The organism is Mycobacterium sp. NPDC050041 (assembly GCF_049541695.1).
Classification (GTDB): Bacteria; Actinomycetota; Actinomycetes; order Mycobacteriales; family Mycobacteriaceae; genus Mycobacterium.
This window is the reverse complement of sequence record NZ_JBMVDG010000003.1, coordinates 585656-601180: the sequence shown is the minus strand read 5'-3', so window position 1 is coordinate 601180 and position 15525 is coordinate 585656. Positions and strand designations below refer to the sequence as shown.

Annotated in this window: 17 protein-coding genes; 6 read left to right on the top strand and 11 right to left on the bottom strand. The window is 69.3% G+C overall.

The genetic code is table 11. From position 1 onward, the window contains the following. A complete protein-coding gene (gene map, locus ACPCHZ_RS13300; protein WP_423485160.1) occupies positions 1 to 795 on the top strand; it encodes a type I methionyl aminopeptidase in 795 nt (264 codons plus the stop codon). A gap of 25 nt (positions 796 to 820) precedes the next feature. On the opposite strand, the gene ACPCHZ_RS13295 is transcribed toward map, so the two are convergent. Beyond that, positions 821 to 1489: a potassium channel family protein gene (locus ACPCHZ_RS13295; protein WP_423485159.1), complete on the bottom strand. Its 669-nt coding sequence runs from the start codon at positions 1487 to 1489 to the stop codon at positions 821 to 823. 82 nt (positions 1490 to 1571) lie between these two features. Between ACPCHZ_RS13295 and ACPCHZ_RS13290 the strand changes: the two genes are divergently transcribed. After that, a complete protein-coding gene (locus ACPCHZ_RS13290) occupies positions 1572 to 3068 on the top strand; it encodes a potassium/proton antiporter (RefSeq protein ID WP_423485158.1) in 1497 nt (498 codons plus the stop codon). A 48-nt stretch (positions 3069 to 3116) separates the two neighbouring features. Next, positions 3117 to 3623: a MarR family winged helix-turn-helix transcriptional regulator gene (locus tag ACPCHZ_RS13285; protein WP_364972633.1), complete on the top strand. Its 507-nt coding sequence runs from the start codon at positions 3117 to 3119 to the stop codon at positions 3621 to 3623. Here the strand turns inward: ACPCHZ_RS13285 and ACPCHZ_RS13280 are convergent. Beyond that, the gene (locus ACPCHZ_RS13280; RefSeq protein WP_423485157.1) at positions 3620 to 4579 is read right to left on the bottom strand and encodes an NmrA/HSCARG family protein; all 960 of its coding nucleotides are present in this window, start codon (positions 4577 to 4579) and stop codon (positions 3620 to 3622) included. The genes ACPCHZ_RS13285 and ACPCHZ_RS13280 overlap by 4 nt on opposite strands. A gap of 84 nt (positions 4580 to 4663) precedes the next feature. Here ACPCHZ_RS13280 and ACPCHZ_RS13275 point away from each other — a divergent pair, with 84 nt between their 5' ends. Both ACPCHZ_RS13275 and ACPCHZ_RS13270 read left to right on the top strand, forming a co-directional pair. Next, positions 4664 to 5158: a MarR family winged helix-turn-helix transcriptional regulator gene (locus ACPCHZ_RS13275; RefSeq protein ID WP_423485156.1), complete on the top strand. Its 495-nt coding sequence runs from the start codon at positions 4664 to 4666 to the stop codon at positions 5156 to 5158. A gap of 51 nt (positions 5159 to 5209) precedes the next feature. Further along, positions 5210 to 5647 (top strand): hypothetical protein, encoded by a 438-nt coding sequence (locus ACPCHZ_RS13270; RefSeq protein WP_423485155.1) that lies wholly within the window; start codon positions 5210 to 5212, stop codon positions 5645 to 5647. Between the two features lie 9 nt (positions 5648 to 5656). On the opposite strand, the gene ACPCHZ_RS13265 is transcribed toward ACPCHZ_RS13270, so the two are convergent. Both ACPCHZ_RS13265 and ACPCHZ_RS13260 read right to left on the bottom strand, forming a co-directional pair. Then, positions 5657 to 6877: a GAF domain-containing protein gene (locus ACPCHZ_RS13265; RefSeq protein WP_423485154.1), complete on the bottom strand. Its 1221-nt coding sequence runs from the start codon at positions 6875 to 6877 to the stop codon at positions 5657 to 5659. Next, positions 6874 to 7536: a response regulator gene (locus ACPCHZ_RS13260; protein ID WP_264011126.1), complete on the bottom strand. Its 663-nt coding sequence runs from the start codon at positions 7534 to 7536 to the stop codon at positions 6874 to 6876. The genes ACPCHZ_RS13265 and ACPCHZ_RS13260 overlap by 4 nt, the downstream gene beginning before the upstream one ends. A 98-nt stretch (positions 7537 to 7634) precedes the next feature. Between ACPCHZ_RS13260 and ACPCHZ_RS13255 the strand changes: the two genes are divergently transcribed. Next, positions 7635 to 8444, top strand: a complete 810-nt coding sequence (locus tag ACPCHZ_RS13255) for an HAD family hydrolase (protein ID WP_423485153.1) — start codon at positions 7635 to 7637, stop codon at positions 8442 to 8444. On the opposite strand, the gene mmsB is transcribed toward ACPCHZ_RS13255, so the two are convergent. The 7 genes from mmsB to ACPCHZ_RS13220 all read right to left on the bottom strand — a co-directional run bounded on the left by mmsB (position 8433) and on the right by ACPCHZ_RS13220 (position 15521). Next, on the bottom strand, positions 8433 to 9305 hold the full coding sequence (gene mmsB / locus ACPCHZ_RS13250; protein ID WP_423485152.1) for a 3-hydroxyisobutyrate dehydrogenase: 873 nt from the start codon (positions 9303 to 9305) through the stop codon (positions 8433 to 8435). The two genes, ACPCHZ_RS13255 and mmsB, sit on opposite strands and share 12 nt — an antisense overlap. 45 nt (positions 9306 to 9350) lie before the next feature. Further along, complete coding sequence (locus tag ACPCHZ_RS13245) at positions 9351 to 10508, bottom strand: acyl-CoA dehydrogenase family protein (protein ID WP_423485380.1); 1158 nt, start codon at positions 10506 to 10508, stop codon at positions 9351 to 9353. Positions 10509 to 10521: 13 nt separating this feature from the next. Next, the gene (locus ACPCHZ_RS13240) at positions 10522 to 12042 is read right to left on the bottom strand and encodes a CoA-acylating methylmalonate-semialdehyde dehydrogenase (RefSeq protein ID WP_423485151.1); all 1521 of its coding nucleotides are present in this window, start codon (positions 12040 to 12042) and stop codon (positions 10522 to 10524) included. A gap of 106 nt (positions 12043 to 12148) precedes the next feature. Next, the gene (locus tag ACPCHZ_RS13235) at positions 12149 to 12751 is read right to left on the bottom strand and encodes a dTDP-4-dehydrorhamnose 3,5-epimerase family protein (protein ID WP_423485150.1); all 603 of its coding nucleotides are present in this window, start codon (positions 12749 to 12751) and stop codon (positions 12149 to 12151) included. Next, on the bottom strand, positions 12748 to 13740 hold the full coding sequence (rfbB, locus tag ACPCHZ_RS13230) for a dTDP-glucose 4,6-dehydratase (protein ID WP_423485149.1): 993 nt from the start codon (positions 13738 to 13740) through the stop codon (positions 12748 to 12750). Before rfbB ends, ACPCHZ_RS13235 begins: the two co-directional genes overlap by 4 nt. Positions 13741 to 13787: 47 nt before the next feature. After that, positions 13788 to 14654, bottom strand: a complete 867-nt coding sequence (locus ACPCHZ_RS13225) for an LLM class F420-dependent oxidoreductase (RefSeq protein WP_423485148.1) — start codon at positions 14652 to 14654, stop codon at positions 13788 to 13790. A 21-nt stretch (positions 14655 to 14675) separates the two neighbouring features. Next, positions 14676 to 15521 carry an LLM class F420-dependent oxidoreductase gene (locus tag ACPCHZ_RS13220; protein WP_423485147.1) on the bottom strand — a complete coding sequence of 282 codons (846 nt, stop codon included), beginning with the start codon at positions 15519 to 15521 and terminating at the stop codon, positions 14676 to 14678. Between the last annotated feature and the right edge of the window lie 4 nt (positions 15522 to 15525).

Below are 15525 nucleotides of genomic sequence, written 5' to 3'. Positions count from 1 at the left end.
GTGGCCGGGCTGAGACTGCGCAGCCGCAAGGTCGTCGCGCAGCGCAGCGCCGGGGAACTCGACGCGATGGCCGCGGCCGGCGCGCTGGTCGCCGCCGCGCTACGCGCCGTGCAGTCCGCCGCCGCACCCGGGGTGTCCACCAAGGAGCTCGACGGGGTCGCCGAGTCGGTGATCCGCGACGGCGGCGGCATCCCGTCGTTCCTCGGCTACCACGGCTTCCCCGCCAGCATCTGCTCGTCGGTCAACGACCGCGTGGTGCACGGCATCCCGTCGGGCGACGAGCTGTTGGCGTCCGGTGACCTGGTGTCCATCGACTGCGGCGCCATCCTCGACGGCTGGCACGGCGATTCCGCGGTCACCTTCGGGGTGGGCCCGCTGATCGACGCCGACCACAACCTCTCGGAGGCCACCCGCTCGGCCATGGAGGCCGGCATCGCCGCGATGCTGCCCGGCAACCGGCTCACCGACGTGTCGCACGCCATCGAGGTCGAGACCCACGCCGCCGAACAGCGCCACGACCGTGCGTTCGGCATCGTGGCCGGCTACGGCGGCCACGGCATCGGGCAGCAGATGCACATGGACCCGTTCCTGCCCAACGAGGGCGCACCTGGGCGTGGGCCGCTGCTGGCGCCCGGTTCGGTGCTGGCCATCGAACCCATGTTGACGCTGGGGACGACCAAGACCATCGTGCTCGCCGACGAATGGACGGTCGTCACCGCCGACGGCTCACGGGCGGCGCACTGGGAGCACACTGTCGCCGTCACCGACGACGGGCCACGCATCCTCACCGCCTGACCGTCGCATCCCGCCGGCGCGAGACCTACGCCCGGTGCACCGCCGCGCGAATCACGTCCTCGGCGTCGGCGTCGGCGACGAACCACAACTCGTCACCGGCGCGCAGCACGTCCGCGTGCGGCGGCAGGATCACCTGCTCGTCGCGCACGATCGCCACCAGCGCGCTGTTCGCGGGCAGCGCCACGTCGCGCAGCCGCCGCCCGATGAACGGGTTGTCGCCGGGATCCTCGCGGGGTAGCCGCAGCGTCGACACGTCCGCCCGACCGCGCAGTCCCATCAGCGGCACCAGGTGACCGACGTCGATGGCGCCCTCCACGATCGCCGCAATGGCCTGCGGGGTTGACACCGCGACGTCGATACCCCAGGACTCCGTGAACAGCCACTCGTTGCGCATGTCGTTGACCCGGGCCACCACCCGCGGCACCCCGAACTCCGTCTTGGCCAGCAGCGCGGCGGCCAGGTTCACCTTGTCGTCACCGGTTGCGACGATCACCACATCGCAGGTCTGCAGCGCAGCCTCCTCGAGCGCCGCCAGCTCGCACGCATCGGCCAGGAACCAGTCGGCGCCGGGCACCGTGGACGGCTGGTACTTCGCCGGATTGCGCTCGATCAGCAGGATCTTGTGGCCGTTCTCGACGAGCTCGTTCGCCACCGACCGGCCGACCGCCCCCGCTCCGGCAATCGCGATACGCATGGTGTTCTCCTTCGCCGTGTCAACCTATGGTGACCGACCGGAGGGCGCGGCGCGGCATCGGTACTGAGATACTGGCGGGGACATGACGGTTCAGCAGCTGTACGTGACGCTGCTGGTCGGCGGACTCGTGGTGCTGTCCAGCATCGCGGCGACCAGGCTCGCCACGATCGCCGGCCTGCCCAGCCTGCTGCTGTTCCTCGGGGTGGGCGTGCTCATCGGCGAGGACGGCGTCGGGCTGCAGTTCGACGACGCCCAGCTAGCGCAGGCGCTCGGCACCGCGGCGCTGGGCATCATCCTGGTCGAAGGCGGCCTGACGACGCGGTTCTCCGACATCCGCGACGTCATCGCGCCCGCCGGTGTGCTGGCCACCGTCGGCGTGGCGGTCAGCACCGGGATCACCGCCGTCGGCGCGCACCTGCTTCTCGGCCTGGACTGGCAGCTCTCGCTGCTGCTCGGCGCCATCGTGTCGTCCACCGACGCCGCCGCCGTCTTCTCGGTGCTGCGGGTGGTGCCGCTGCCGCGGCGGGTGTCCGGCCTGCTCGAGGCGGAGTCCGGCTTCAACGACGCCCCGGCGATCATCCTGGTGCTGCTGTTCAGCACCACGCCGCTCGACCTGTCGCCCGGTGAGATCACGTTCACGCTGGTCTACGAGCTCGGGGTTGGTATCGCGATCGGACTGGTGTGCGGCTTCGTCGGCGCGGCGGGGCTGCGGCGCATCGCACTGCCCGCGTCGGGCCTCTACCCGCTCGCGACGTTCGGGCTGGCGATGCTCGCCTTCGCCGCGGGCGGAACCCTGCACGCCAGCGGGTTCATCGCCGCCTACCTGTCCGCCCTCGTGCTGGCCAACTCCGGACTGCCGCACCGCTCGGCGATCCGCTCGTTCGCCGAAGGTTCCGGCTGGCTCGCCCAGATCGGGCTGTTCGTGCTGCTCGGCCTGCTGGTGTCGCCGGACGAACTGCCGCGAGACCTGGTGCCCGCCCTCGTCGTCGGCCTCATCCTGCTGCTGGTCGGGCGTCCGGTGTCGGTGGTGCTGTCGCTGTTCTACTTCCGCGTGCCGTGGCGCGACCAGGCGTTCATCTCGTGGGCGGGGCTGCGCGGTGCGGTGCCGATCGTGCTGGCCACCTACCCGGTGGTGGAGGGCGTTCCCGGCAGCGAGCGGCTGCTCAACATCGTCTTCATCCTGGTGGTGGTGTTCACGCTGCTGCAGGGACCGGGTCTGCGGACGGTCGCCAACCGGCTCGGGCTGATCTCGCCGGACGCCACCCGCGAAATCATGGTCGAGTCGGCGCCGCTGGACGTGCTCGAGGCCGAACTGCTGACGATGACCGTGTCGCCGGGCTCGTCGCTGCGCAACGTCACCGTGCTCGAACTGCGGCTGCCCGATCCCAGCGTCATCACGCTGATCATCCGCGAGGCCCGGCCGTTCGTCCCCCAGCCCGAGACCCGCATCCAGATCGGCGACGAACTGCTGATCGTGACCACCTCCAAGACGCGGGAGGCCGCCGAACGCCGGCTGCGGGCGGTGAGCCGGCGCGGCCGGCTGGCGCACTGGTTCGGCGAGTACGGGCTACCCGACTGACCTGCGCGCTGCACCGTGAGCCCGCCCGCGGATGCGGTATGAAGAGGCGTGGCCCCCCGACCCTCCGATCGCCCCGACCCGATCGGCTTGGCGCGCGCCAACTGGGAGGACGCCGGCTGGGGCGAGGTCGCCGACGGAATGGTGGCGGTGACGTCGGTGATGCGCGCCCACCAGATCCTGCTGGCCCGGGTGGAGACGGCGCTGCGGCCCTACGACCTGAGCTTCTCGCGCTTCGAGCTGCTGCGGCTGCTGGCGTTCAGCCGCAGCGGCGCCCTGCCGATCACCAAGGCGTCGGACCGGCTGCAGGTGCACGTGACGAGCGTGACCCATGCGATTCGGCGATTGGAGGCCGCCGGCCTGGTCGAGCGCATCCCGCATCCGACCGACGGACGCACCACGCTGGTGCGCATCACCGACCTCGGCCGCTCGACGGTCGAGGACGCCACGGTGACGCTCAACAACGAGGTGTTCGCCGACATCGGGCTGTCCGGCGAGCAATCCCGGGCGCTGGCCGCGTCGATCGAGACGTTGCGCCGCCACGCCGGTGACTTCTAGGAGCCGCCGATCTCGCCGCGGTGCACCGTCAGCCAGTCGCGGAACGACTGCAGCTGCGGGTCGAGTTCGCGGACCAGCTCGAGGTCGCGTACCGCGGAGAACTGCTCGGAGTTCTCGGCGTAGTACTGGAACATGTTGCCCATCTCGACCGCGGAGGGAAATCCCTGTGCGCGGAACTCGTCGAAGCCGGTCGGGCGGTACTCGACCTCTTCGCCGAGCGCGTCGGACAGGGCCTGGGCGTACTGCCGGCCGGTCAGGTGATCCCCGGCGATGCTGACCGTCTCCCCGATGAACTCGCCGCGGCTGAAGATGCCGGAAGCCACCCGGCCGATGTCGTCGACGGCGATGCCGGGCACCGGGCGGTCGGTGAGGGGTGCGGTGAGGATCAACCGGCCGCCCTCGCGAACCGGTGCCGTGGCTCCCGTGAAGTTCTCGTAGTAGAACGTGCTGCGTAGCAACGTCGTCGGCACGCCGTATTCACGGAACAACGCATCGGCCTCGGCCTTCACGTCGAAATGCGGCACCTTGTACCGCTCCTCCACCGTCGGGATGCGGTCGTCGTCGCCGAAGAACGTTCGGGTGTCCTCGAGCGATGACCAAATCACGTGCGCCACGCCGGTTTCAGCAGCCGCCGATGCCGCGGCGTCGGCCTGGGCGAGTTCCATCTCACCTCTGCTGCGCGCGGCCTCGTCCTCCGGGGACCGTTGGGCCCAGTAGTTCGTCACGATGTAGGCGCCGTGGACGCCGGCGAAGGCCTTGACGATGCTCGCGCGGTCGTCGAGGTCGGCTTCGACGACCTCGGCTCCGGCCGCCGCCAACCGCTGGGCGCCTGCCGAGTCGGCGTTGCGGGTCAGCGCGCGCACGGTGAAGCCGGAATCGGCGAGGAGCGCGCGCGCCACTGCACCGCCCTGTGCACCCGTGGCACCGACCACTGCCACCGTTCGGTCATCCGTCATGTCGAGCTCCTTAGGTTGATGTGTCAACCTCGAAGGTAGAGCGTTCTGGTTGATATGTCAACCTGGTCGGCTACGATCGGTGTCATGTCCGACGAACGGCGGTTGACCGGCCGAGAACAACACGCCTGGCGTGCCTACGTCGAGATGCAGCATCGCCTCGAGCGGTATCTGGGCCGCACGCTGCAGCGGGACTTCGGCCTGTCAGAAGCGGACTTCGAGGTGCTGGTCAACCTGTCCGAGTCGCCTGGGACATGCATGCGCGCCGTCGATCTCGGGCGGGCCACCCAGTGGGAGAAGAGCCGGCTGTCGCACCACCTGCGGCGGATGGAAGAACGGGGCCTCGTCCGGCGGCAGGCGGGCAGCGGGCGTTATCCGGAGATCGTCCTCACCGATGCGGGCCGGGCGGCGATCGAGGCGGCGGCGCCCGCCAACGCTGCCCGGGTGCGGCAGCTCTTCATCGATGTGCTCGGGCCGGACCGGTTGGACACCATGCGTTCCATCGCCGAAGACGTCACCGCGGCGATCACCGCGCACCAGGAGGCGACTGCACCGGCGACAACTGAAGCGTCCGCGCACTAGGGTTCGGCGGACAGGCACCCGACAGGCCGGAACCGGTAGACGGAGGTTCGCATGACGATCACGAAACGCCTCGGCCTCGCCCTGTCGGTGGTGGCGCTGGTGGCCGTGGCGGCGTGCGGCGACACGGTCCGCGGTGAAGCCACCGCCCCGAACGACGTCGAGCCGCTGACCACCACCGCGAGGACCACGACGAGGACCACGACGACGACCCCCACCAGCGAGGCGCCTGCCGGCGGATCGAATTCCCTGCCACCACAAGCCTTCGAAGAGGTGCGCGCCGCGGGCATCGAGGGCTCCGACGACGCGATCGCCGAGCAGATAGCACTCGCCTGCATCATGGCGGGTAGCAGCTTCAACGATTCGGTTCAGGACGTCGTCGACGTGCTGATCCAGATGGGCAGCACGCTCTCGCCGGAGATCCTCGACGTGATCGTGCGCGTCGGGGTGAAGTACGAATGCCCGGAAGAGGGGCCCAAACTCGGGATCTGAGCGGCGGTCTCAGTCGGGCGAATTCGCCGGCAACGGGATGGTGGCCGTCACCGCGGTGCCCGCCCCGGGCCGCGACCGGATGTTGAGTCTGCCGCCGACGATCTCGGCGCGTTCGGCCATCGACAGCAGGCCGTAGCCGCCCATCTCGTCGCTGCCCAGCGGGTGCTCGAACGTGTCGAAACCGACTCCGTCGTCCACGATTTCGAGTTTGGCGACGTCACGCGCGTCGGCGACGGAGAAGGTGAGCCGCGCGGTGGCGGCCCGCGCATGTTTCACGACGTTCTGCAGGCACTCCTGCGCGATGCGGTACAGCGCCAGCTCAATGTGGTCGGGCAGCCGTACCTCGGCGAGGTCGACCTGGATCTCCACCTGGGGAATCGACCGGGCCAGGCTGGCCAGCCCGCCCGCCAGCCCGAGGTCGTCGAGCACCGGCGGCCGCAGGTTCCCGATGGCGGCGCGGGCCTCGCCCAGTGTCAGGTCGACGAGTTCGCGGGCCATGCCCAGCTGCTCGGCCGCACTGGCCGGATCCGCCGCCCTGGCGGCCGCGTCGAGCCGGTAGGACAGCGTCACCAACCGCTGCGAGATGCCGTCGTGGATGTCGGCGGCCAGCCGCCGGCGCTCCATCTCCTGCGCCTCGATCACCTGCTCGACGAAGTTCTCATGCGCGCGTTCGCGGGCCACCAGTTGACGGTGCAGACGGGCCTGGTGCAGCGCACCGGCGATGAGCCGCCCGATGACCAGCAGCAGTTCGACGTCGCGGGCCGCGAACTCCCGCCGCGCGACGGTGTGCACGTTGAGCACGCCGACCAGACCGCCGGGGTCTGTCTCCATCGGCACCGACACCATCGACGTGAAGTCACGCCCGCGCAGCGACTCGAACGGCATGTAGCGCGGATCGGACTCCTTCTCGTCGGCGATCACCACGGGTTCGCGATGGCTGGCCACCCAGCCCGAGATGCCCTGCCCGAGTGGCAGCCGGATCTTGCCGACCTCGCTGTCGAACGGCGGCGTCGCGCCGGCCAGTGTCAGCGACCGCTCGGTGTCGTCGAGCACGTGTACGAAGCACACGTCGGTGGCGGTGGCGGCGGTGATCATCCTGGCGGCCGCGGCGGCGAGCGGTTCCACACCCGGACCGCTGGAGGCGGCCTGGATCAACTCGCGCAGCAAGGCCAGCTCCCGGTCGGCGGCCAGCGCGTACTGACCGAGGTCGCGCACCGCATGGGGCCTCACCGGTAGATGCCTTCGCGCAGCGCGGTGGCCACCGCACCGGTGCGGTCGCTGACACCGAGCTTGCGGTAGATCGACCTCAGGTGGCTCTTGACCGTCTCGTCGCCGATCACCAGCTTCCCGGCGATGCCGCGATTGGACAGGCCGTTGACGACGTAGGACAGGATCTCGCTCTCCCGCTGGGTGAGGCCCTGCCGGGCACCGGGCCAGAACTCGTCGCGCTGCAGCCGGGCCGCCGTGTCGACCGCCCGTGCGGCCATCGTCGGGTCGATCGCGGTTTCGCCGCCGTGCACGAACTCCAGCTGGCGCACCAGCTCATCGCTGCCGATGCTCTTGAGGAGGTATCCCGATGCGCCCACCCGCAGCGCCTGGAACAGGTACTGCTCGTCGTCGTAGACCGACAGCATCACCACCTTCTGGGCGGGGTCCCGCTCGCGCAGCTGCAGGCAGAGGTCGAGGCCGCTGGCGCCCTGCATCCGCACGTCACACAGCACGATGTCCGGCTTGAGGTCGTCGATCACGCCCACCGCGCGCTCCGCCCCGACGGCCTGTCCGACCACCGTGACCCGGTCGTCGAACGCGGCGAGCATGGCCTTGAGGCCTTCGATGACCATCTCGTGGTCGTCGACCAGCACGAGGCGCACCGGGGAGGCCATGGCCATCACCTTAGGGCCGCCGCCCAGCGTGGTAGCGCAACTTCGCGCCGCCAATCCCCCCAATGGGGGAGGCGCAGCCCTGTGACGTAGACCACTGTTGTCGCATGCCCTCCACAGAGCAGAGAACATGGCGCGCCGGTCGCTTCTGGTGGGACGGTGGCAGCGCCGCCGACGCCGACGACTCCCGGCTACAGGCCCTCGTCTTCGACCTCGACGCACTGGCCGACGTCGAGTTCGAAGTACACCGCAAGGTCTTCAACGCCGCCTTCGCCGCGCACGGGATGCCGTTCAGCTGGTCCGTCAGCCGGTACCGCCAGCTGCTGGCACTGAGCGACGAGAGGCAGCGCGTCACCGCGGAACTACGCAAGCGCTGCGTCGGCACCGAGTGCGACGTGCTGACCGAACTGCTCGCCGACGAGATCTGCGCCACCAAGGCGATGATGTTCGACGAGATGATCGCCGAGGCCGATCTGGCGCCCCGGCCGGGACTGGTCGACCTGGTGCAGGACGCCTATGCCGCCGGCGTGCCGGTCGCGGTGGTGTCCAGCGGGCGCCGCGCCGTGGTGGAGTCGCTGGTGCGCCAACTGGTCGGAGAGGGCCTGGTCGAGGTGCTGGTCACCGCCGACGACGTCAGCACGCCGGCGCACTGCGGCGAGGCGCATCAGCACGCACTCGCCGAACTGGGACTGCCCGCTCGCAGCGTCCTGGCGATCGCGGGGTCGCCCGCGGGCCTGCGACGGGCGAACTCCGTCGGGATGGCGACCGTGCTGATCGACGGCGCCGGCGGCTGCGACATCCCGGCCGCGGCCGCGGTGCGTGCCGACTACATCGGCTCGGGCACCGGTGCGCTGCGACTCGCGGACTGTCAGCGCCTGCACGCGCGCTGGAGCAGTCGGCACCGCTCAGCCGCGTAGCTTCTCGATCACCGCGCTGAAGTCTTTGTCGGCGTGATCGGTGGCGAACTCCGCGTAGATCTCGGCGGCGTGTGTACCGAGGGGTGCGGCCGAGCCGGTGGACTGCACCGCCGCCATCGCCAGCCCGAGATCCTTGTTCATCAGCGCGGTGGCGAAGCCCGGCTTGAAGTCGTTGTTGGCGGGTGACGCCGGAACAGGCCCCGGCACCGGGCAATTGGTGTGCACGGCCCAGCAGTTGCCGGTCGCACCGGTGATCACGTCGAACAGTGACTGCGCGGGCAGGCCGAGCTTCTCCGCGAGCACGAACGCCTCGCCGATGGCGATCTGCTGCACGGCCAGCACCATGTTGTTGCACAGCTTCGCGGCCTGACCGGCGCCGGACGCGCCGCAGTGGATGATCTTGCCCGCCATCGGATCCAGCACCGGGCGGGCCTGCTCGACGGCCGCGTCCTCACCGCCGACCATGAACGCGAGGGTGCCCGCGGTCGCGCCCTTGATGCCGCCGGACACCGGCGCGTCGATCTGGGCGAACCCGAGGTCGGCCGCCTGGCCGTTGATGGTGCGCGCGTCGTCGACGGAGATCGTGGAGGTGTCGATGAACAGGGTGTCCGGCTTGGCCGCGGGCAGCACCTCGGCGTAGCAGGCCTTCACGATGTCGCCGTTGGGCAGCGAGGTGATCACCACGTCGGCTTCGGCGACGGCGGCTGCGCCGCTGTCGAACACCGTGGCGCCCTTGGCCTGTGCGGCCGCCTTGGACGCGGCGACCGGGTCGAAGCCGCGGACGTCGTGACCGGCGGCGAGCAGATTCGCCGCCATCGGGCCGCCCATGTTGCCCAGTCCCAGAAACGCGATCGTCGCCATCTGTCTATGTCCCCTGTCGCTTCGCTCTGATGTCAGGTTCTCCGGTCACGACGCGCGGGCCCGGCTTGCCGCCGCCCGGCCGATCACCACGCGCATGATCTCGTTGGTGCCCTCCAGGATGCGGTGCACCCGCAGATCCCGGACGATCTTCTCCAAGCCGTACTCCCGCAGATAGCCGTATCCGCCGTGCAACTGCAGAGCCTGGTCGGCCACCTCGAAGCACGAGTCGGTGACGTAACGCTTCGCCATCGCGCACAACTCGACCCGGTCGGGGTGGTCGTCGTCGAGCGCCGTCGCCGCCCGCCACAGCAGCGTTCGCGACGTCTGCAGCGCGGTGGCCATGTCGGCCAGCGTGAACCGGATGGTGGGCTCGTCGAGCAGCGCCCCGCCGAAGGCCTGCCGGTCGGCGAGATATCCGGTCGCCTTGTCGTAGGCCGCCTGTGCACCGCCCAGCGAGCAGGCCGCGATGTTGATGCGGCCACCGTTGAGGCCCTTCATCGCGATCCCGAAGCCCGCGCCCTCACCATCGGCCCCGCCCAGCAGCGCGTCGGCGGGCACCCGGGCGCCCTCGAGGATCACCTGTGCGGTGGGCTGGGCGTTCCAGCCCATCTTCAGCTCCTCGGCGCCGAAGCTCAGCCCGGGCGTGTCCTTGGGCACCACGAACGCCGAAATGCCGCGCGGGCCGTCGATTCCGGTGCGCGCCATCACCACGTAGACGTCGGAACTGCCCGCCCCGGAGATGAACTGCTTGACCCCGTCCAGTACCCAGTGGTCGCTGTCGCGCACGGCCTTGGTGCGCAGCGCGCTCGCGTCGGAACCCGCGCCCGGTTCGGTGAGGCAGTAGCTGGCGATGGCCTCCATCGACGCCAGCCGGGGCACCCAGGACTTGCGCTGTTCCTCGGTGCCGAAAGTGTCGACCATCCACGCGCACATGTTGTGGATCGACAGGAACGCCGCGATCGTCGGATCGGCGGCGGCGAGGGCCTCGAAGATCCGCACGGCGTCGATGCGGCGCAACCCGCTGCCACCGACGTCGTCGCGGCAGTAGATCGCCGCCATGCCGAGTTCGGCGGCCTCCCGCAACACGTCGGTGGGGAAGTGGTGGGACTCGTCCCACTCCAGAGCGCTTGGCGCCAGGCGTTTCTCGGCGAATGCGGCCGCCGTCTCGGCGATCACGCGTTCGTCGTCGTCGAGGCCGAACAGGTCCATGGGTGCGCTACTTCATCGTGGGGATGACGAATTCGGCGCCGTCCTTGATGCCCGACGGCCAGCGCTGGGTGACGGTCTTGACCTTGGTGTAGAACTGGATCGACGCCGGGCCGTGCTGGTTGAGATCGCCGAAGCCGGAGCGTTTCCAGCCGCCGAAGGTGTGATAGGCCACCGGCACCGGGATGGGCACGTTGACTCCGACCATGCCGACCTGCACCTTGGACACGAAGTCGCGGGCGGTGTCGCCGTCGCGGGTGAAGATCGCCACTCCGTTGCCGTATTCGTGCTCCGACGGAAGAGCCAGTGCCTCTTCGTAATTCGAGGCGCGCACGATGCACAGCACCGGGCCGAAGATCTCGTCGGTGTAGATCGACATGTCCGGCGTGACGTTGTCGAACAGAGTGGGGCCGATGAAGTAGCCGCCCTGCAGGTTCTGGTCGTCGAAGGTGAGATCGTCGCTGGCACGTTCGCGGCCGTCGATGACGGCTTCGGCGCCTGCTTCCACGCCCTGGCCGATGTAGTCGCGGACCCGCTCGAGTGCCGCACCGGTGACCAGTGGCCCGTAGTCGGCCTTGGGATCCAGGCTGTGTCCGACGCGCAACTGGTTGACGCGCTCGACGAGCTTGTTCCTGAGGCGGTCCGCGGTTTCCTTGCCGACGGGCACCGCGACGCTGATCGCCATGCACCGCTCGCCGGCACTGCCGTATCCGGCGCCGATGAGCGCGTCGACGGCCTGGTCGAGGTCCGCGTCGGGCATCACGATCATGTGGTTCTTGGCGCCGCCGAAGCACTGTGCGCGTTTGCCGTTGGCCGCGGCGGTGGAGTAGATGTACTGCGCGATGTCGGAGCTGCCGACGAAGCCGACGGCCTGGATCTGCGGGTGGTGCAGGATCGCGTCGACGGCCTCCTTGTCGCCCTGCACGACCTGGAACACCCCTGGCGGCAGGCCGGCTTCGAGGAACAGTTCGGCGAGCCGCAGCGGCACCGACGGGTCACGCTCGGAGGGCTTGAGGATGAACGCGTTGCCGCATGCCAGCGCGGGGCCGGCCTTCCACAGCGGAATCATCGCCGGGAAGTTGAACGGGGTGATCCCGGCGACGACCCCGAGCGGCTGGCGCAGTGAATAGACGTCGATGCCGGTGCCCGCGCCCTCGGTGTACTCACCCTTGAGCAGGTGCGGGATGCCGATCGAGAACTCGATGACCTCGATGCCGCGCTGGATGTCACCCTTGGAGTCGGCCACCGTCTTGCCGTGCTCCAGGGAGAGCAGTTCGGCCAGCTCGTCGACGTTCTGGTTCACCAGTTCGACGAAGCGCATCATCACCCGCGCGCGGCGCTGCGGGTTGAACGCCGCCCACTGCAGCTGCGCCTCCGCGGCGCCGGCGACCGCGGCGTCCACATCGGCCGCCGAGGCCAGCAGCACCTGGGCCTGGGCCTCACCGGTGCTGGGATTGAGCACATCCGCGGTGCGGGTGGACTGGCCGCTGGTGCGCTGGCCGTTGATGAAGTGTGGAATCTGTGTGCTCATGGAATGTGCCCTTACGCGCCGACGATGGCTGATTACTTGGATATCCTAGTAAATCGAGCGGGCGGGATGCAAGGGGCTGCGCCGAGACGACGATCGAGCCCTGACGTCAGCTTCGACGCAGTTCCTCGACGTAGGCCTGGGTATCCGCCCATTTCGGCAGGAGCCCGGCCGCCTCGACCTCGGCCAGGGAGGGCGCCGCCGCGTCGCGATCGGAGAGCACCAGCTCGCCGTCGTAGCTCCAGTCGACGCCGAGGGCGGGGTCGAGCGGGTTGATCGTGTGCTCCCGGTCGGGGGCGTAGGCCGTCGAGCACAGGTACGCCACGGTGGACCCGTCGCGCAGCGACAGGAACGCATGGCCCAGGCCCTCGGAGAGGTACATCGACCGGCGGTTGTGGTCGTCGAGCACCACCGAGTCCCACCGACCGAAAGTGGGTGAGCCCAACCGGATGTCGATGACGATGTCAAGCACCGCGCCGGATATGCAGGTGATGTACTTGGCCTGGCTCGGTGGGAGCTCGGAGAAGTGCACGCCGCGCAGCACCCCGGCCGCGGACACCGAGCAGTTGGCCTGGGCGAGGTCGAACCCGTGCCCGGCGAACCCGCGGAAGCTGCGGTCGGTGAACCATTCGAAGAATGCACCGCGGTTGTCGGTGTGCACGGTCGGCGTGATCTCCCATGCGCCCGGCACCGCGAGCTCGCGAACGGTCACTGGCCGCGCTCCGCGTAGCGGGCCTCGACGGCGTCTTTCAGTGGCCGCCACCACAACTCGTGGGTCCGGTACCACTCGACGGTGGCGCGCAGCCCGTCGGTGAAGTCGGTGTGTTTCGGGGCCCAACCCAGTTCGTTGTAGATCACCGAGGGGTCGATGGCGTAGCGGAGGTCGTGGCCGGCGCGGTCGGTGACATGGTCGAAGTCGTCGGGCTCGCGTCCCATGATCGTCAACAGCGTGCGCATCACCGACAGGTTGTCGCGTTCCCCCTCGGCGCCGATCAGGTACGTGCGGCCGACGTCGCCACGCTCGAGGATGCGCCACACCGCACTGTTGTGGTCGTCGACGTGTATCCAGTCGCGAACATTGGCGCCGCTGCCGTAGAGCTTGGGGCGGCGTCCGGTGAGGATGTTGGTGATCTGGCGCGGGATGAACTTCTCGACGTGCTGGAACGGGCCGTAATTGTTCGAGCAGTTCGAGATCGTTGCGCGAATTCCGTAGGACCGCACCCACGCCCGCACCAGCATGTCGGCCGCTGCCTTGGTCGACGAGTACGGGCTCGACGGGTTGTAGGGCGTCGCCTCGGTGAATCGCTGCGGGTGGTCGAGTGGCAGATCGCCATACACCTCGTCGGTGGACACGTGGTGCAGTCGGACGCCGTGACGGCGAACCGCCTGAAGCACCGTGTAGGTGCCGATGACGTTGGTGCGCAGGAACGGCTCCGGGTCGGCGAGTGCGTTGTCGACATGGGTCTCGGCGGCGAAGTGCACGACGGCATCCGACTTCGCGACGAGATCGTCCATCAGAGCGCAGTCAGTGATGTCACCCTCGACGACGTCGACCGCGTCGTGCACCGACGCGAGCGATTCACGGCTGCCCGCATAGGTGAACGCGTCGAGCACGGTGACCGACGCCGCGTTCTCGCTGACTGCACGATGGACGAAGTTGGCGCCGATGAATCCGGCGCCGCCAGTTACCAGCAATCGCATGGTCTCGACCCTATCGGGCGCCGTGGCGCGTGCTCACCCCGCGCGGGTCAGCTCTTGAGTCCGAGGGGACCGGCGAGCTCGGTCAGCGTGGGGATGAGCGCGTCCTTGCCGCCGAGCACCTGGATGGTCACGTGGTCGGCGCCCGCGTCGAGATGCTCGTTGAGGCGCGACGCGATCTGCTCCGCGGTGCCGTATGCGACCACCGCGTCGATCAGTTTGTCACTGCCCGGCTTGGTGACGTCGTCGTCGGTGAAGCCGAGCCGCTTCCAGTTGTTCACGTAGTTGCGCAGGTCGAGATAGAACTCGACGGTCTGCCGGCCGACGTCGCGCGCCTCGTCCGCATCGGTCTCCAGCACCACCTTGTGCTCGGGCGCGAGGAACACCGTCGGGCCCACGAGGTTGCGGGCCTGGCCGGTGTGCTCCGGCGTCGTCAGGTACGGGTGCGCACCCGCGCTGCGCCGCGCCGAGAGCTCGAGCACCTTCGGCCCGAGCGCGGCGATCACCCGGCGGCTCGTCGGCACCTTCGCGGCGTCGAGCTTGTCGAGGTACTCGACCAGCACGTCGTAGGGCTTGCGGTACTCATCGGTGTGCTCGGGATGGCCGATGCCGACGCCGAGCAGGAACCGGTTCGGGTACGCGTCCTCGATGCGGTGATAGGACTCCGCGACCTCCTCGGCCGACGACGCCCAGACGTTGACGATGCCCGTCGCGACCTGCAGTGTCTCGGTCTGCTCGAGGATCGGCTCGACGAACGACAGGTCGGCCGCGGGTGATGCGCCCACCCACAGCGCCCCGTAGCCGAGCTTCTCGATCTCCGCGGCCTGTTCGGGTGCCGGCGCCCCACCGGTCCAGACGCCGTAGCGGCCCAGTCCGGGCTTGAGCGACACGCCCTCGCTGGTCGAAGCCTCACTCATACGATTCGAGTCCCTTCAGGTTCACTGCAGGCCGAGCGGCCCAGCCAGGTCGGCCAGTGCGGGCACCAGCTTGTCAGGTCCGGTCAGCACCTGCACCGGCACGTGGTCGGCGCCGGCGTCGATGTGCTGCGCGAGTCGCGCGGCGATGTCGCCGGGTGTCCCGTAGGCGACGACGGCGTCCACCAGACGGTCACTACCCGGTTTTGCCAGATCCTGATCATCGAACCCGAGACGTCTCCAGTTGCTCAGGTAGTTCTGCAGGTCGAGGTAGATCTCGAGGGCTTTGCGGCCGACGGCGCGGGCACGTTCCGGATCGGTGGTCAGCACCGCCTTGTGCTCCGGTGCCAGGAATGCCTCGGCGCCGATCACCTCACGGGCCGTGGCGGTGTGCTCGGGGGTGGTCAGATACGGGTGCGCACCCACCGACCGGTGCGCCGACAGCTCGAGCACCTTCGGACCGAGCGCGGCGACCACCCGGCGGTCCTTCGGGACGCCGTACTCGTCGAGCTTGTCGAGGTAGTCGTTCAGCGCGGCCAAGGGTTTCTTGTACTCCGAGTCGGCTTCGGGGTGGCCGACGCCGATGCCCAGCAGGAACCGGCCGGGGTAGGCGGCCTCGATGCGGTGAAACGACTCACTGATCGGGCCCGGGGCGGCGCTCCACACGTTGACGATGGCGGTGGCCAGCTGCAGCTTCTCGGTGGCGCCGAGGATCGGGTCGATCCACTCGAGTTCGGCCGGCGGCGATCCGCCCGCCCAGATGGCGCCGTAGCCGAGCGCCTCGATCTCGCGCAGCTGCGCCGGAGTGAGCTGCGCGAACTGGGAGTAGAGCCCCATGACGCCGTAACGGCCCATGTCTGGTTTGGTCATGGTG

What these genes read in the sequence shown, in the direction of transcription:
- ACPCHZ_RS13280 (WP_423485157.1), bottom strand. Translation starts at nt 4,579, where the DNA reads ATGACGGATGACCGAACGGTGGCAGTGGTCGGTGCCACGGGTGCACAG.
- ACPCHZ_RS13255 (WP_423485153.1), top strand. Translation starts at nt 7,635, where the DNA reads ATGCCCTCCACAGAGCAGAGAACATGGCGCGCCGGTCGCTTCTGGTGG.
- ACPCHZ_RS13260 (WP_264011126.1), bottom strand. Translation starts at nt 7,536, where the DNA reads ATGGCCATGGCCTCCCCGGTGCGCCTCGTGCTGGTCGACGACCACGAG.
- ACPCHZ_RS13270 (WP_423485155.1), top strand. Translation starts at nt 5,210, where the DNA reads ATGACGATCACGAAACGCCTCGGCCTCGCCCTGTCGGTGGTGGCGCTG.
- ACPCHZ_RS13240 (WP_423485151.1), bottom strand. Translation starts at nt 12,042, where the DNA reads ATGAGCACACAGATTCCACACTTCATCAACGGCCAGCGCACCAGCGGC.
- ACPCHZ_RS13290 (WP_423485158.1), top strand. Translation starts at nt 1,572, where the DNA reads ATGACGGTTCAGCAGCTGTACGTGACGCTGCTGGTCGGCGGACTCGTG.
- mmsB (WP_423485152.1), bottom strand. Translation starts at nt 9,305, where the DNA reads ATGGCGACGATCGCGTTTCTGGGACTGGGCAACATGGGCGGCCCGATG.
- ACPCHZ_RS13220 (WP_423485147.1), bottom strand. Translation starts at nt 15,521, where the DNA reads ATGACCAAACCAGACATGGGCCGTTACGGCGTCATGGGGCTCTACTCC.
- rfbB (WP_423485149.1), bottom strand. Translation starts at nt 13,740, where the DNA reads ATGCGATTGCTGGTAACTGGCGGCGCCGGATTCATCGGCGCCAACTTC.
- ACPCHZ_RS13295 (WP_423485159.1), bottom strand. Translation starts at nt 1,489, where the DNA reads ATGCGTATCGCGATTGCCGGAGCGGGGGCGGTCGGCCGGTCGGTGGCG.
- ACPCHZ_RS13275 (WP_423485156.1), top strand. Translation starts at nt 4,664, where the DNA reads ATGTCCGACGAACGGCGGTTGACCGGCCGAGAACAACACGCCTGGCGT.
- ACPCHZ_RS13225 (WP_423485148.1), bottom strand. Translation starts at nt 14,654, where the DNA reads ATGAGTGAGGCTTCGACCAGCGAGGGCGTGTCGCTCAAGCCCGGACTG.